We start from the raw sequence: 17,475 nt of genomic DNA on the forward strand, positions 1-17,475 counted from the left end.
CAAATTCTTTCTGCTTCTATCAGGCATACCATGCACGTGGTTAATTGTGCAAAAGTTGGATCAGATGTAATGACAGGACCTTTATCATCTATCAAAGGCTTATTAAAACATCCTTTGACTGATATTGGATTGAAACAATTTGTAGAAGACGCAAAAAAAATGAATTTGTAATATGACAATTCATTAAGTTTATTTACCCACAATCTAAATTTAAAAATTATTTAAACTCCTTTCTAATCATTTTGAAAGGAGTTTTTGTTTTTAATAACAACCGATTGTATTCTATTTTTATATAATATTAATATTAAATAAGCAATCAGTTGTTTTTTTATGTCAAATATCTATTTTAACAATCTTTTTACTTTAAAAAAATTACTTACAGGGTCAATAAAAATACTGTTTACCATAGATTTTATCTTATTGTCATTTTTATAATGAATTATCTGGAATTGCATAAAATCAATAAGATTGAAGCTAAAACGAATTAACAAAATGTATATTATTTATTTATTTTGTATTTAAATTATATAGAATGTTTTTTATTATTCATTTTCTATTGATTATTTAAAAAAAAATACAAACAACCGATTGTGTATTAATTGTTTTTTTTTACATTTGTTAAATACTATTAACTAAACCAAAATCAAATTTTAATTATTTAAATCAATTTTTATGACTAACTATTTTGTTACAAGTAAATCGAAGCATTTAAAATGCTTTTGTTTTTTGATCATAATGTTTGCTTTATCACTCCATGCGGGTGCGCAAACGAAAGTCAAAGGAACAGTATCTGATGCAAATGGTCCTATTCCTGGAGCTAATGTAAACTTAAAAGGTACAAAGAATGGTGTAAGTACCGGTTTTGATGGTACCTATACTATTGATGTCCCTTCAAACGGAGTACTTGTTTTTAGCTTTATAGGCTTAAAAAGCAAAGAAGTAGCGGTGAATGGACAAAGCCAAATCAATGTGAACCTTGAAGAAGATTCAGCAGTTTTAAAAGAAGTTGTTGTTATTGGATACGGAACGCAAAGGAAAGAAGCGGTAACGGGATCTGTAGCTTCTATAGGAGGAAAAGAACTAAATGAAGTGCAGTCTGCCAACATAACACAAGCATTGCAGGGTAGATTGGCCGGGGTCGAACTGACGCAGACTTCGTCAAAACCAGGAGCGGCTATGCAGATTCGTATACGTGGAACCAGATCACTTACGGGGGATAATGAGCCTTTAGTAGTGCTTGACGGGGTTCCGTTTGCGGGTCAGATAGGCGATATTAACCCGGTTGATATTAAATCTGTTGATATTTTGAAAGATGCTTCTGCAACTGCCATTTATGGTTCACGTGGAGCTAATGGAGTAATATTGATCACTAGTAATAAAGGACGTAAAAACCAAAAAGCTACATTTACTTATAACGGTTTTACTGGGATCAAGCAAGTTTTTGGCAAATATGACATGATGGATGGTGCTAAATTTGCAGCTCTTCGTGATCGGGCAAATTTGTACCCGGATGGACCTGATGAATCAAGGGATACTAATACAGACTGGCAGGATTCGCTTTATGGAGCTGGTGAAATGATTAGTCATGATGTGAGCGTTTCCGGAGGTACAGAGCGTGGTGCCTATAATGCAGGTTTAGGATATTATAAAGAAGAGTCAGTCCTGCCTGGTCAAAAATATGAACGCTTCACTCTCAGAGCTGGTTTAGATCAGCAGATCGGAAATATTTTTCGTATGGGATTCAATACTAATAGTAATTATGCTGTTACTAATGGCGATAATATTGGTACAGGAACTATATTAGGAACTTCTCCATTGGCCAATCCATATAATCCAGACGGATCTTTAAAAAGAACAGTTAGAATGGGAGCTGATGAAAATTGGGTATATACAAGAAATACGATTAAAGGATTAGGAGATTCGTATGTTAATCAAACCAGAGCTTTTAGTTCTTATAACAATATTTTTGCAGAGGTAAAAATACCAGGAGTAGAGGGGCTAAAATATCGTATGAATACCGGATTGAACCTGCGTACATCCAATAGCGGGTATTATGAAGGATTTGGAGTATTTGATGTAAATCCAACAACGACTTCAAATGCAGCTATCAGTAACACATTGTCTACACAATGGCTTATTGAGAACCTGTTGACTTATGATAAAACTTTTGCAGACAAACACACTATCAATTTTGTAGGGTTGTATTCTAATGAGCAGTTTACAGGAAATACTTCCCGTATAACAAGAAACGGAATCACTTCTGATGCATTTCAGTTTTACAACTTAGGGCAGAGTGAAGAAGAAGCAGTTATTAGGCCTAATGAGCAGGATTATACACAATGGGGACTAAGTTCTTATATGGCAAGGGCTATGTATTCTTATGATAATAAATATTTTATTTCAGCAACTGTCCGTTCAGATGGTTCATCAAGACTGGCTGAAGGAAATAAATGGTTTACTTATCCGGCTGTCTCTGCAGGATGGACAGTTTCAAATGAATCTTTTATGAAAAAACTTTCATGGGTTAATTTATTGAAACTTCGCGCAGGATACGGTAAAACTTCTAATCAGGCAATAACCCCGTATTCTACTTTAGGGGCTTTAAGTACAAGACCATACAATTTTGGAGACACAAACTCAACAGGAGTATATGTTACAGAATTGCCTAATCCGAATTTAGGATGGGAGTTTTCTACAACCTGGAATTATGGACTGGATTTTGGATTCTTTAATAATCGTTTATCAGGTACAATCGAATATTACACAACACATACAAACGATGTCCTGCAAAGAGTAGGCTTGCCAGCAACATCTGGTGTGAGCAGTTATGTTGCCAACATTGGGGAAACTGAAAATAAAGGTTACGAAATATCATTAAACGGAGTTATTCTGGATAATCCAAACGGATTGAGCTGGTCAGTTGGTTTTAACCTGTATGCTAACAAAAATAAGTTAGTAGCACTTGCTTCAGGAGCTCAAAGGGATGAAGGGAACTCTTGGTTTGTAGGTCGTAATATCAATTCTATTTATGATTATGAAAAAGTAGGAATCTGGCAGGAAGGTGATCCTTATATGTCAATATATGAACCTGGACCAACCGGAATCAATGATCCAGGGACAGTTGTTGGTTCTATTAAGGTTAAATACACTGGAGATTATAATCCAGATGGTTCACCAACACGTGCAATCAATGCAAGTGACAGACAAATCATAGAGACTGATCCGGATTTCCAGGGAGGTTTCAATACAAATTTGACCTATAAAGGTTTTGATTTTTCTGCAGTTGGAGCATTTAAAAGTGGAGGTGTATTAATCAGTACACTTTATGGAGGAGCAAGTTACCTTAATTTACTTAACGGCCGAAGAAGTAATGTTGACGTAGATTACTGGACACCGGATAACAGAGATGCCGAGTTCCCTAATCCAGCAGGTATCAGAAGTGGTGATAACCCGAAATATATGTCAACAATGGGATATTTTGATGCCTCTTATGTAAAAATCAGGGCATTAACATTAGGATATACATTAGATCAGCAGTTTATGAGAGATTTAGGAATTGAAAAATTAAGACTTTATTTTACAGCTCAAAATCCTTTTGTGCTTTTCTCTCCTTACCACAAAAAGTCTGGAATGGATCCGGAAACAAATTCATTTGGAGATGAAAATCAGGCAGTAAATTCATACCAACGCAGGTTTTTGGTTATTGGAACAAATACACCTTCAACCAGAAATTATTTATTCGGACTTAATTTAACATTTTAATCAGGAACAACCATGAAACGATATATTTTTAAAAAATTAATTATAGGATCAGTAGTTTTGTTCTCCTTTGCAGGCTGCTCTGACATTTTAGAAGAAAAGCCACATGACTTTTATGAACCGGGCTATTTTAAAACAGAACAGGGAGTAATACAGGGACTAACTTCACATTATGCTCATTTACGCTGGATATACGGGCAGGCCTATTATTACAATTCTGTTCAAACCGGTACAGATGAAAATACCTATGCACAAAGTGCTGACGGAAATTTCAAAGATCATGACTTATCCGGGGTGGGAATTATTAATCCTAACTCTAGCAGAGCTGACGTAGTTTGGAATAATTCATATAATGATATAAACACTGCCAGCGGAATTATTGAAAATGGAGCAGCAGTTGGTGTTGCAAACAGCTTAATTGCTGAGTCCAGGTTTTTTAGGGCTTTTGATTATTTTTTATTAGTTCAGAATTTTGGCGGTGTACCTTTGGATTTGGGTGCAGGCGAACTGAAATTCAACAATAGACCGTCGAGATCTTCTAAGCGAAATACAGTTACAGAGGTTTATACCAGAGCGATTTTTCCGGATTTGGTAATAGCTGTAAATGAATTACCTGATGTGCCTAGATTAACAGGTACGGCAACTAAAACGTTAGCCCGTTTGTATTTAGCAAAAGCATATTTGACATATGCCTGGTGGTTAGAAAATCCAAATAATATTCCAACCTATCCTGATACGCCAAGAACAGATCCTGATGGACATAATGCACAATGGTATTTTCAACAAGCTTACGATATTGCTTTAGAAGGAATTAACAACGCGGGAACAACATATGGATTGTTGGATTATTATTATGATGTTAACTTAGGTTCTAATGACCGCAACAAAGAAGTAATGCTTTATGCAGACCATACTGAAAAAAGTGAATATTACAATGGCGCAAGTCTTACTTTTGGCAGCGGAGGTTCACCTGATAATTTTGCAGGATGGATGGGTACATGGAATTATACAGCAATAAGAAGTAAAAATGCAGCAGGTGGATCAGTTTCTACTGTACAACGTGAAGCTGATCAGTTTTTAGGGCGTCCGTGGACAAGGATGGCACCACCTATCGAAGTTTTCACCAATACTTTTGCAGATAAAACAAATGATTCAAGATATGATGGAACATTTACTGCTGTTTACCGGGGAAACTGGAACTTAAAAGGTACCGGACTAACTGATGTGGCTACACTTTACAATGCGAATTCATTACCGGTAAGTCCGGGTGATGCAATTTTAAGTTTTCTTAATAACGAGCCTGCTACACCAATTACATATCCTGCCGGAGCAGGTGACAGCGGTGTAGGTGCCGGAACTTTACAAGGAAGAGCTGATTATGTAATTTCTCCACAAGGAATAAGCAGAATTGTATATCCGGGCTTATGGAAATTGGGGCCATACCGTACTGATAATGCCGGAGGATTAGGACAGCCGAATGCTGGTAGCACAAGGCCATACACGGTTGCTAAATTTTCAGAATTTTATTTTGTGGCTGCAGAGGCTGCAGTAAAAGGAGCAACTGGTTCTATGACTGCCAGAAGCCTTATAAATGTAATTCGTGGCCGTGCCGGAAAATGGCGTTGGGATAATAACGGTAAAGTAGCAAAGAATGTAGACAATAGTGCTTTGTTGACAAGTACAACACCTGCAGTAATTGACATTAATTATATTCTTGCTGAGCGTTCAAGAGAATATTATGGTGAAGGGTACCGTTGGTATGACTTAGTAAGAACTCAAAAATGGAATGAGCTTGCGGGTAAATATTCAATTGGCGGATCAAATTACGGTGATCATACACCACAAGTTGTTACCAGAACTATTCAACCTTATCACTATCTGCGTCCAATACCTCAGGGGCAGATAGATTTAATGGAAATGAGTGCTGCTGAAAAAGCAGAATATCAGAATCCGGGATATAACTAATTGATGGATTATGAGCAAATTTAACCGTAATTATAAGTGTTAATTTTACAGAATAGCTTATAAGTTGGTTGTGTAAGTTTGCTTAAGTTTGAAGCCGGGGGATGATTCCCTCGGCTTTTAAATTCTGAATTAACCTAAGAAAATTTGAATTCATTTATAGTTTAAATTTTGAAAACATTTTATGATAAATATGGATGCTAATGTATAATTATCATAAAATTTTAGAAAGTACTTCGGGATTGAAAATCAATTTTTAAAACTAATGACATTTTTTAAATAGATGTTATAAAAACAATTACAATGAAGAAGCAACAACTATTTTTCTTGTTATCAATAATTTTTCTTTTTTCTTTTAAAGGGATAGAAGTTAGGGATAGCATTCCAGGAAAACCAAATAAAAAGCCTCCTTTTTTTTCTAATGTTATTTATCAGGGGGATGATAACATCTATAAAAATAATCCATTAAAACCAGATGAGTTTTATTCTCCCGTTTTACAGGGATGTTATCCGGATCCGGCAATTACCAGAAAGGGAGATGATTATTATATGGTTTGTTCGTCATTTGCCATGTTTCCGGGAGTACCAATTTTTCATTCTAAAGATTTAGTAAATTGGACAGACCTTGGAGGTGTATTGAATAAAGTTTCAGAATTTAACCCCCATGATACAGGTATCAGTCAGGGTGTATATGCTCCGGGAATAACCTATAATCCTCATAATGATACTTTCTATATGATTGTGACTGCATTTTCAGGAGGTCTGGGCAATATTATAGTCAAAACAAAAGATCCTATGAAAGGCTGGGGCAGTCCGATAAAATTAGCTTTTGACGGAATAGATCCTTGTATATTTTTTGATGATAACGGAAAAGGCTATGTAGTTCACAACGACGCTCCCGATAAGGGAAAGGAATTATATGAAGGCCATCGTGTCATTAAAGTCTGGGAATACGATCTGGAAAAAGATCAGGTAATTCCGGGAACGGATAAAATTATTGTAGATGGCGGTGTAGATCTTTCTAAAAAGCCAATCTGGATTGAAGCGCCTCATTTATATAAAAAAGACGGTCATTATTATTTAATGTGTGCCGAAGGTGGCACGGGAGGAAATCACAGTGAAGTTATTTTTATTAGTGACAGTCCAAAAGGACCTTTTAAACCAGCATCAAATAACCCGATTCTTACCCAAAGATATTTTCCGCAAAACAGAAAAGATAAAGTAGACTGGGCGGGACATGCCGATTTAGTCCTTGGACCTGATAATAAATATTACGGTGTGTTTCTAGGCGTTCGCCCAAATGATAAAGACAGGGTAAATACAGGGCGTGAAACTTTTATGCTTCCGGTAGACTGGTCAGGAACTTTTCCGGTTTTTGAAAACGGGTTAGTGCCTTTAGAACCAAAAATTAAAATGCCAAAAGGCGTTACTGAAAACAAAACAGGTAAAGACGGATTTTTCCCAAATGGCAATTTTACGTTTACCGAAAATTTTACTTCGGATAGATTAGATTACAGATGGATAGGACTGAGAGGTCCGCGTGAAAAATTTATTTCGGTAACTAAAAAAGGACTCCAGATTAATCCGTTTGAAGTGAATATTAAAGAATTAAAACCTACTTCGACACTTTTTTACAGACAAATGCACAATACCTTTTCTTTTGCCACAACAATAGATTATAAACCCGAATCTGAAAAGGATCTTGCAGGAATTGTGTGTTTACAAAACGAGCGTTTTAATTATGTTTTTGGAGTGACAAAGAAGGGAAAGGATACCTATATATTGTTAGAAAGAACAGAAAAAGGACAATCGAAAATAATCGCAAGCACTAAAATTGAAATCAAAAAGCCAATTCGTCTGCAGGTAAAAGCAACTGGAGACAGTTATGAATTTAGTTATGCTCTAAATGGTACTGATTTTAAAAACTTAGGAGGTAGCGTTTCAGGAGATATACTTTCAACAAATTTGGCTGGAGGTTTTACAGGTGCATTGGTAGGTCTATATGCTACAGCTGCAAATGATGCTCGAACAGAATAAAAATATTTTTTAGGATTATGAAATGTAATTTTAGTGCAGAAGCAACTGGCTTTAATTCTTACTAATCAATAAATAATTTCCCAATGATTCGATTTAAATTGAAAATTTATACACTGCAGGTACTGCTTTTTGTAGCAGGAAATGTGTTTGGTCAGTCAATTAAAACGCCTGAACAGCAGACACCACCCCAGTATGTTGTAAATAAAATGGAGACCGGGGCTTTTAATATAGCTGCTAATGGTATCCGTGCCTCCATTTACATTGATCCAAATGACTGGAAAGGTGTTATTCGTGCAGGAAAAGATTTAGGTGAAGATATTCGGAAAGTAACAGGTATAGCTTCACCAGTTTTTGAAAATACTAAGCCTTCAAAAAATGCTATCGTAATCGGAACTATAGGTAAAAGCCGTATCATTGATAAATTAATTGCAGCAAAAAAAATAGATGTTTCAACAATAAAAGGACATTGGGAATCCTTTTTAATCCAGACAGTTGATGGGCAGTTAATAGTAGCAGGAAGTGACAAACGAGGAACCATTTACGGAATATATGACATTTCAGAAAAAATAGGCGTTTCTCCCTGGTACTTTTGGGCTGATGTTCCCATTAAAAAAGCAAGAGAGGTTTATGTAAAACAAGGCAGATATATTCAGGATTCGCCAAAAGTAAAATACCGCGGCATATTTATCAACGATGAAGAACCTTCATTCGGGCAATGGGCAAGAGCTGCTTATGGTGGAATCAATTCGAAAATGTACGCGAATATTTTCGAATTGCTATTACGCTTAAAAGCCAACTATTTATGGCCTGCAATGTGGGGAAAATCGTTTAATGAAGACGACCCTCTTAACCCTGTAATTGCCGATGAATATGGAATAGTGATGGGAACTTCTCATCATGAGCCCATGATGCGTTCACAAAAGGAATATACGGAAAGAAAAAAGGAAATTGGGGAATGGAATTATGCAACCAATAAAGAAAATATTAATCAATTTTTTTTAGAAGGACTGCAGCGCAATAAAAATTTTGACAATCTCATTTCAATCGGCATGCGGGGAGAAGGAGATGTGGCAATGGGGGAAGGTAATGATTTAGAAAACATCAAAACATTGCAGGATGTTATTAAAGGACAGCGTGAAATTATTCAAAAAGTATATAAAGATAGTCCTGAAAACCACCCTCAGGTCTGGGCAATCTTTACAGAAGTACAGCGCTATTATGATGCAGGATTAACAGTGCCTGATGATGTAACGCTTTTGTTTTGTGATAATAATTGGGGATATATCCGCCGTACCCTGCCGGAAAAAGAAAAGAATAGAAAAGGAGGAGCTGGAATGTATTATCATATCGATATGAACGGAGGTCCCTGGAATGACCGTTGGATCAACACTACCACCATACCAAAATTACACCAACAGTTTAATTTAGCCTATAAGTCGGGTATAGATAAAATATGGATTGTTAATGTAGGGGATCTTAAACCTAAAGAGCTTCCTATAGATTTTATTATGCGTTTTGCATGGAATCCCGATGCAATTCATGCTGATAAAGTATGGAATTATACGGTGGATTGGGCCGAAAGAATATTCGGAAAAGAACATGCTGATGAAATAGCTGATATAGTTTCAAAATATTCAAAATACAATCTTTGGCGCAAACCCGAAGCACAGGTTTCCAATATTTTTAGTATTGTAAATCACCACGAATCTGATCGGGTATTGCTGTTATGGAAAGAGGTTGTTGAAAAAGCTCAACAACTGCAATCTAAAATACCGCCAGAATATCAGGATGCTTATTACCAATTAGTATTATACCCTGTAAAAGCGTCTGCTGGTGTAGCTGAAATTTATCTTGCAGCCGATAAAAATAATCTATATGCAAAACAAGGCAGAGTAAGTGCAAATGATTATTATAAACGTGCTCATGAGCTCTTTGAAGAAGATAAGAAATGGAGTGCATATTATAATGATGTAATGGCAGAAGGAAAGTGGAAAAATATGATGAGTGATGTTCATATAGGTTATAAAATGTGGTCAATGCCCAAAGAAAACACACTGCCTGAGATGAAAGAAATCAAACCATTCCCAAAAGCTACTATGGGAGTGGCAATTGAAGGCAGTGAATTGTCCTGGCCTGACTCAGCAGAAAAAGCAACATTGCCATTGTTTGATGGATTGGCTAAATCAAGTTATTACATTGATGTGTTTAACCGCGGTATCGGAACTTTTGAATTTGAAGCTAAAGCAGATAAGCCATGGGTTAAATTGAGCAAGTATAAAGATGTTGTTAAAAAAGAAAGTCGTATTGATGTAAGCATAGATTGGGACGCTTTGACAGAGGGGACCTTTGAGGCAAAAATTGAAATAAGGCAAGGAAAAAAAACAGTGCCGGTACATATTACTGCTGTGAAAACAGCATTACCAAAAATTAATGAGCCATATTTTGGAAGTTTAACAGGAGAGTTTTCCATACCTTCAGATAAATACAATGCAAATATACCGGGAGATTCTGCCAAGTGGGTTGCTTTGCCAGATCTAGGCAGGTCAGATGCCGGCATGGGAATTGATCCGGTAAACGCCCCAAGTGCGGGTATCGAATCAGCTCCTCAATTAGAATATAAAATTTTTCTTTCCAAAAAAGGGAAGGTAAAATTTTGTTTGGGTATTCTCCCTGTTCAGGATATTAACCCTCAGAGAGGACTGAGAATTGCAGTGGCACTGGATAATCAGACACCAAAAATTATTGATGCGCGCAAAGGGCTGGTAGATACCTTTGGTGAATACACCGCTGTAAATCTTGCACATTCAAAAGTATTAAAACCACTACCTGAATTAAGTAAGGACATTGATTTTATCGGTAATGGTAAGTTACGCCGAAATGAGGTTTTTGATAATTTGCGATGGCTGGATGTTGATCTGGAAACAAACGAATCTGGAATACATACCTTAAAGGTTTTTATGATTGATCCGGAAATCGTACTTGAAAAAATTGTGGTCAATCCCAATAATAAATACCCGAGTTATTTTGGAGCTGTTCCAATTCAGTTTAATGGAAAATAATTGATTAAACTAGTTTTCAATCTTAAAAAAATAAATATGCAAAAGCAAGATTTCAAATGGTTATTGTTCTTCATACCTCTCATCTTATTGGTTGTGGGCTGTAAGTCCAATCAGACATCTATAAAAGAAGCAGACAGATCAAATACAGAGAGCTGGGCAGGAACCTGGGCTACGGCACAAATGTTAGTAGAACCTCATAATATGCCTCCGGATCCAGGCCTTACAGATAATACGCTTAGGCAAATTATCAGGGTTTCAATAGGAGGTAAGCAACTAAGACTGCGTTTTTCTAATATATTCAGTGACCAGCCAACAGTTTTGAAATCGGTAAGTGTAGCAAATGTAGTTGCTGCTCCGGGTATTGATGCAGGAACTCAAAAAACAGTAAGTTTTAATGGAAACCCGGGAATAACTATGAATCCGGAGCAGGAAGTATTTTCAGATGCCTTTGATTTTGATTTAAAGCCAGGCCAGCTTGTAGCCATTACAATTCATTATGGTGCTACTTCTCAAAAAACATCAGGACATCCCGGTTCACGAACCACTTCTTATATTCTTCAGGGTGATCAGCTTCAAAATGCAGACTTTGATGGTGCCATAAAAACAGATCACTGGTATTCGATTATGGGATTGGATGTAGTTGCTGATAAAACTTCTGCGAATATAGTTTGTTTGGGAAATTCCATTACAGACGGCCGAGGATCAGGAACTAACAAGCAAAATCGATGGACAGATATTTTATCGGCACGATTATTAGCCAATAAAAAAACCGAAAAAATAGGTGTTTTAAATTTAGGAATTGGAGGGAACTGTGTCATTAAAGGCGGATTAGGGCCAACGGCATTGGATCGTTTTGACAGGGATGTGTTATCTCAAAAAGGTACAAAATGGCTCGTAATCCTGGAAGGCATCAACGATATTGGCGGAATTAAAAATCCTGAAGATGCGCCTATCAGGGCACAAGAACTTATTGAAGCGTATAAAATTATGATAGATAAAGCACATGCAAAAGGAATTAAAGTGTACGGCTGTACCATTTTGCCTTTTCAAAAATCATTTTACGATGCTCCTCACAAACAAGAAGCCCGGGATATTGTAAATGCGTGGATTAGAAATAGTAAAGCTTTTGATGCTGTAATTGATTTTGACAAAGCCATGGTTGCAGAAGAAGGTTCAAAAACAATTTTATCCAACCTGCATGACGGTGATTTTTTGCATCCAAACGAAGCGGGTTATCTTAAAATGGGAGAAATAATAGATCTTAATTTATTTGAATAATTGCTTTTCTTTCAATTGCTTACCAATTTAAATTCCAGATTTAAATGATTTTTTGATAATAAAAATATAGCTACAATGAAATCAATACTTAGGTTTTTCGCATTTACGGTTCTTTTTTCAATAGCACAAAAAGGGTATTCCCAAGATCCCAATTTTCATGTTTATCTGAGTTTTGGACAGTCAAATATGGAAGGATATGCCAAAATAGAACCGCAGGACAAAGAGGGGGTTGATGATCGGTTTCAGGTTTTACAGGCAGTCAATTGTCCTGACCTCAAACGTGAAAAGGGAAATTGGTATACCGCCATTCCGCCATTGTGCCGTTGTAATACCGGACTAACACCGGTTGATTATTTTGGAAGAAACCTTGTAGCCAATCTGCCTAAAAATGTAAAAGTAGGCGTAATCAATATAGCCGTTGGAGGATGCAAAATTGAACTTTTTGACAAAGACAAAACAGCAGAATATGTCGCCACAGCGCCAGACTGGATGAAAGGCATGCTAAAGGAATACGACGGAAATCCGTATGCGAGATTGGTAGAACTAGCAAAAATAGCACAGAAAAAAGGTGTCATTAAAGGTATTTTACTACATCAGGGCGAATCGAATACCGGAGATACACTTTGGCCAAAAAAAGTAAAAATCGTTTATGATAATTTAATAAAAGATTTAAATCTGGATCCGAAAAAAGTACCGTTGCTTTCGGGAGAAACCGTAAACGAAGACCAGAACGGTAAATGTGGCAGCATGAATAAAATTATTGCAACATTACCTAAAACGATTCCGAATTCCTATGTTATTTCATCTAAAGGATGTACAGCAGAACCTGACTTTTTACATTTTAACGCTGCAGGCTACAGAGACTTAGGAAGACGGTATGCCGATAAAATGCTTTCGTTACTGGGGTATAAATTTTCTGACGGAAAATCACCTTTTATAGTGCAGGCGCCTCTTGGTTTTGATGTATTAAATACCAGTATTTCGACAGGAAAAATAGAAACGATTCCTTATGAATCTAAAACGGTTGGTGCTGTAAGAAAAGCAACCATTTATACGCCTCCGGGATTCAATAAAAAGAAAAAATATCCTGTACTGTATCTTTTACACGGAATAGGCGGTGATGAAAAAGAATGGCTCAACGGAGCAAATCCGCAAATTATATTAGACAATTTATATGCCGAAGGAAAATTAGAACCAATGATTGTGGTAATGCCAAACGGCAGAGCAATGAAAGACGATAGTGCGACCGGCAATATAATGGCTCCTGATAAAGTTCAGGCCTTTGCTACTTTCGAAAAAGACTTATTAAACGATCTGATTCCGTTTATCGAAAAAAAATATCCAACTTTTAAGGACAGAGAACACCGTGCAATCGCCGGATTATCGATGGGTGGCGGACAATCGTTGAATTTCGGATTAGGGAATTTAGATAAATTTGCCTGGGTTGGTGCTTTTTCAGCAGCTCCCAATACTAAAGCACCGGAAGAATTGCTTCCGAATCCGGAAACAGCAAAAAAGAAATTAAAACTACTCTGGATTTCCTGCGGAGATAATGACTGGCTTATCGAAAACAGTAAGCGAACGCACGATTATTTATATAAAAATGATGTGGCTCATATCTATTATATCGAGCCGGGAGTCCATGATTTTAAAGTTTGGAAAAACGGATTATATATGTTTTCTCAGTTTTTATTTAAACCTGTCGATCAGTCCAATTTTGCGGCTTATACGATTTTAGGCAATCCTGCACCAACCAATATTCGTAATGCAAAATACCCTCAAATATTACCTGATAACAAGGTGATTTTTAAAGTCAACGCTCCCGAAGCTTCAAAAGTACAAATCGACTTAGGCAAAAAATACGATATGACAAGAGATGCAGAAGGATTATGGACAGTAACTACTGATGTTGTCAATAAAGGGTTTAATTATTATTCCCTGCTTATTGATGGCGTTGCAGTTGCAGATCCGTCAAGTCAGACATTTTACGGTATGGGACGAATGGCAAGCGGTATTGAAATTCCGAATAAAGAAGGCGATTTCTATGATTTAAAAGACGTTCCGCATGGCGATATCAGAATCAAAAAATACTTATCAAAAGCAACCAATTCATGGCGTGAAATGTACGTGTATACGCCATCAGGTTATGAAAATTCAACAGAGAAATATCCGGTTTTATATCTCCTGCATGGCGGAGGTGAAGACCAGACCGGCTGGACAACTCAGGGAAAAGCAAATCTAATTTTAGACAATTTAATAGCCGAAAACAAAGCAAAACCAATGGTAATCGCAATGCTTGACGGCAATATGGGCAATACAGGCGGAGTGGCAGGTTTTAATGAAAATGCATTAAAAGCTTTTGAAAATGAATTAAAAACCGGGGTAATACCATTTGTAGAAAGCAATTTTAAAGTTTCAAAAGATGCGAAAAACAAAGCTTTGGCCGGATTATCAATGGGAGGTTTGCAAACCCTTTATGCAGGTGTTAAAAATTCTGATTTGTTTTCTTATATCGGCGTATTCAGTTCGGGCTGGTGGGCTAATAATACCACTTTGTCAGAGCCGCAATACGAGTTTATGAAAAATAATGCCGAGACGATTAATGCGAACATCAAGGAATTTTGGATTTCAATGGGAGGCAAAGAAGATATCGCTTATGAAAATTGCAAAATAATGATGAAAAAGTTCGACCAGCTCGGAATCAAATATAAATACAGCGAATACCCAGGCGGACATACATGGCCAGTCTGGAGACACGATTTATATAAGTTTGCGCCATTATTGTTTCAGCATAAATAAAGATTTAAAATAGTAATTGAATTGCATAATAATAAAGCTCATGAATAGATTCTCAAAATATATCCTAACACTTATTATTGTTTTTAGTTGTACTTTTTTAAAAGCGCAGTCGTTTATTGCAACTCAAAAAGGAGAAAATGTTATTGTACTGAAAGAGAAATCTACACACTTATCCTTTCTTGTAAGTAACGGAACTGATGCCGGTGTTTTGCGTGCTATTAGTAATTTACAGACTGACTTTGAAAAAGTTACGGGAGAGAAACCTGCCATTTTTAATCAAAAACCAAATGCTTCATCGCCACTGATTATCATTGGAACAATCGGAACCAATTCTGTAATTGATGATTTAGTAAAAGCAAATAAAATCGACGGTAAACAGCTCAAAGGCAAAAATGAAAAGTTTATTATTCAAAACATTAAAAATCCATTTAGCGGAGTAGGAGAAGCCATCGTAATTGCCGGAAGTGACAAACGCGGAACTATTTACGGAATTTACGAAGTATCGAAACAAATTGGAGTTTCTCCTTGGTATTACTGGGCTGATGTGCCTGTAGAGAAAAAAGAGAATTTGTATTTTGTGAAAGGAAATTATACAGATGGAGAACCTGCCGTGAAATACAGAGGAATTTTTATCAATGACGAAGCCCCGGCATTAAGCGGCTGGTCGAAAGCCACATTTGGCGGATTTAACAGTAAGTTTTACGAAAAAGTTTTTGAATTACTGCTTCGGCTAAAAGCCAATTACATCTGGCCGGCCATGTGGGGAAATGCTTTTTATGACGACGATTCCGCCAGCGGGCCACTTGCCAACGAAATGGGAATTGTCATCGGGACATCGCACCACGAACCAATGGCTTTGGCGCAAACCGACTGGCATCGGTATATTAAAAAAAACAATCTCCCGAATGTTTGGGATTATGCTAAAAATAAAACCGTTCTCGATGAATTCTGGAAAAGCGGATTAGAACGCAGCAAAAATTGGGAAAAGCTCGTTACTGTTGGAATGCGCGGAGACGGTGATGAGGCAATGAGCGAAGGAACCAATATAAGTCTGCTGGAAAATATCGTAAAAGAACAGCGCAAAATTATTGCAGATGTAACGCAAAAAAAACTTGAAAAAACACCTCAGGTTTGGGCGTTGTATAAAGAAGTTCAGGATTATTATGATCAGGGAATGCGTGTTCCGGATGATGTTATTTTGCTTTTCTGCGATGACAACTGGGGAAATGTGCGCAAACTTCCAGACCTTACAAAACCTTTGCACAAAGGCGGATATGGAATGTATTATCATTTTGATTACGTAGGAGGGCCAAGAAATTCAAAATGGATCAATATAAGTCCGATACAAAGAGTTTGGGAACAAATGAATTTGAGTTACGAACATGGCGTTGATAAAGTCTGGATTGTAAATGTTGGAGATTTAAAACCAATGGAATTTCCGATCAGTTTCTTTTTAGATATGGCATGGAATCCTAAAAAGTTCAATTCTCAAAACCTTTTTGAATTTACCGAAAAATGGGCAGCCGATCAATTCGGAACAAAACATGCCAAAGAAATCGCAAGATTATTAAATACCTATCCAAAATTTAATAGACGTGTCACTCCCGAAATGCTCGACAGCAAAACCTACAGCCTGGAGAATTACAATGAATTTGAAACCGTCGTGAATGACTATAAAAATCTGGCATTGGACGCGTATCGAATTTACAATGAGATTCCAAAAGAATATCAGGATGCTTATTTTCAATTGGTTTTATATCCAATAGATGCCTGCAGCAATCTTTACGAAATGTATTTTGCACAAGCCAATAACAGAAAACTGGCAGCAGAGAAAAACATTCTGGCTAATGCTTTTGCAGATCAGGTGAAAAGCAATTTCGCAAGGGATTCTGTTCTTCAACATAAGTACAATAATGAAATTTCTGGAGGAAAATGGACGCACATCATGGATCAGATGAGAATTGGATATAAAGCCTGGCACGATACTCCGAAAAATATCCTTCCTGAAGTTACTTATGTGTCAGAAAAAGATATGATAGTTTCGAATGTATTTGTAGAAAAGGATGGGTACGTTTCTATTGAGGCAGAACATTTTTCTAAAGTAAACAATTCAGACAATATTCACTGGGAAGTAATTCCTGATTTTGGAAAAACAAAAAGCGGTATCACCACTTTTCCACAAAATAAATACCCATCTCAAACAGAGAATGTTTTTGTTGAATATGAAATTGATTTTGCTTCAACAGGAGAGTTTAATGTAGAACTGCTTTTGGCTCCAACGCTTAATTTTAACAGCAACAAGGGGCTTCGTTATGAAGTTTCTTTCGATGGAGAAAAACCACAAACCATAAATTTCAACGGACATTATCGTGGCGAATTAGGAAGATGGCAGGCAGAACATTTGATACATTCTAATACAAAACATACTATTTCGAAAGCAGGGAAGCATGTTTTACGTTTTCGCGTTTTAGATGCTGGTATTGTGCTGCAGAAGATTGTAATCAATACCGGAGGATTAAAACCATCTTATCTCGGTCCGCCGGAAAGTGACAGGATTGCAGAGTAAATCCTGAATGTTATG

At 36.7% G+C, this 17,475-nt stretch carries 7 protein-coding genes and 1 pseudogene; all 8 read left to right on the top strand.

The genetic code is table 11. From position 1 onward, the window contains the following. Window positions 1-171 (top strand): annotated as a pseudogene (locus J2W48_RS17980) (fructose-6-phosphate aldolase); the annotation flags it as partial. A 501-nt stretch (window positions 172-672) separates the two neighbouring features. Next, on the top strand, window positions 673-3,762 hold the full coding sequence (locus J2W48_RS17985; protein ID WP_310283084.1) for a SusC/RagA family TonB-linked outer membrane protein: 3,090 nt from the start codon (window positions 673-675) through the stop codon (window positions 3,760-3,762). Window positions 3,763-3,774: 12 nt separating this feature from the next. After that, window positions 3,775-5,724: a RagB/SusD family nutrient uptake outer membrane protein gene (locus J2W48_RS17990; RefSeq protein ID WP_310283085.1), complete on the top strand. Its 1,950-nt coding sequence runs from the start codon at window positions 3,775-3,777 to the stop codon at window positions 5,722-5,724. 300 nt (window positions 5,725-6,024) lie between these two features. After that, window positions 6,025-7,758 carry a glycoside hydrolase family 43 protein gene (locus J2W48_RS17995; protein ID WP_310283086.1) on the top strand — a complete coding sequence of 578 codons (1,734 nt, stop codon included), beginning with the start codon at window positions 6,025-6,027 and terminating at the stop codon, window positions 7,756-7,758. A gap of 98 nt (window positions 7,759-7,856) precedes the next feature. Further along, window positions 7,857-10,817: a glycosyl hydrolase 115 family protein gene (locus tag J2W48_RS18000; protein WP_310283087.1), complete on the top strand. Its 2,961-nt coding sequence runs from the start codon at window positions 7,857-7,859 to the stop codon at window positions 10,815-10,817. A 36-nt stretch (window positions 10,818-10,853) separates the two neighbouring features. Next, complete coding sequence (locus tag J2W48_RS18005) at window positions 10,854-12,095, top strand: SGNH/GDSL hydrolase family protein (RefSeq protein ID WP_310283088.1); 1,242 nt, start codon at window positions 10,854-10,856, stop codon at window positions 12,093-12,095. Between the two features lie 75 nt (window positions 12,096-12,170). Continuing rightward, complete coding sequence (locus J2W48_RS18010) at window positions 12,171-14,894, top strand: alpha/beta hydrolase-fold protein (RefSeq protein WP_310283089.1); 2,724 nt, start codon at window positions 12,171-12,173, stop codon at window positions 14,892-14,894. A 40-nt stretch (window positions 14,895-14,934) separates the two neighbouring features. Further along, the gene (locus tag J2W48_RS18015; protein WP_310283090.1) at window positions 14,935-17,460 is read left to right on the top strand and encodes a glycosyl hydrolase 115 family protein; all 2,526 of its coding nucleotides are present in this window, start codon (window positions 14,935-14,937) and stop codon (window positions 17,458-17,460) included. Window positions 17,461-17,475: the final 15 nt, after the last annotated feature.

The sequence above is a fragment of the Flavobacterium piscis genome (genome assembly GCF_031457575.1).
GTDB classification, from domain to species: Bacteria; Bacteroidota; Bacteroidia; order Flavobacteriales; family Flavobacteriaceae; genus Flavobacterium; species Flavobacterium piscis_A.

Coding starts and splice junctions, on each gene's coding strand:
- J2W48_RS18005 (WP_310283088.1), top strand. CDS start 10,854: ATGCAAAAGCAAGATTTCAAATGGTTATTGTTCTTCATACCTCTCATC.
- J2W48_RS17995 (WP_310283086.1), top strand. CDS start 6,025: ATGAAGAAGCAACAACTATTTTTCTTGTTATCAATAATTTTTCTTTTT.
- J2W48_RS17990 (WP_310283085.1), top strand. CDS start 3,775: ATGAAACGATATATTTTTAAAAAATTAATTATAGGATCAGTAGTTTTG.
- J2W48_RS17985 (WP_310283084.1), top strand. CDS start 673: ATGACTAACTATTTTGTTACAAGTAAATCGAAGCATTTAAAATGCTTT.
- J2W48_RS18010 (WP_310283089.1), top strand. CDS start 12,171: ATGAAATCAATACTTAGGTTTTTCGCATTTACGGTTCTTTTTTCAATA.
- J2W48_RS18015 (WP_310283090.1), top strand. CDS start 14,935: ATGAATAGATTCTCAAAATATATCCTAACACTTATTATTGTTTTTAGT.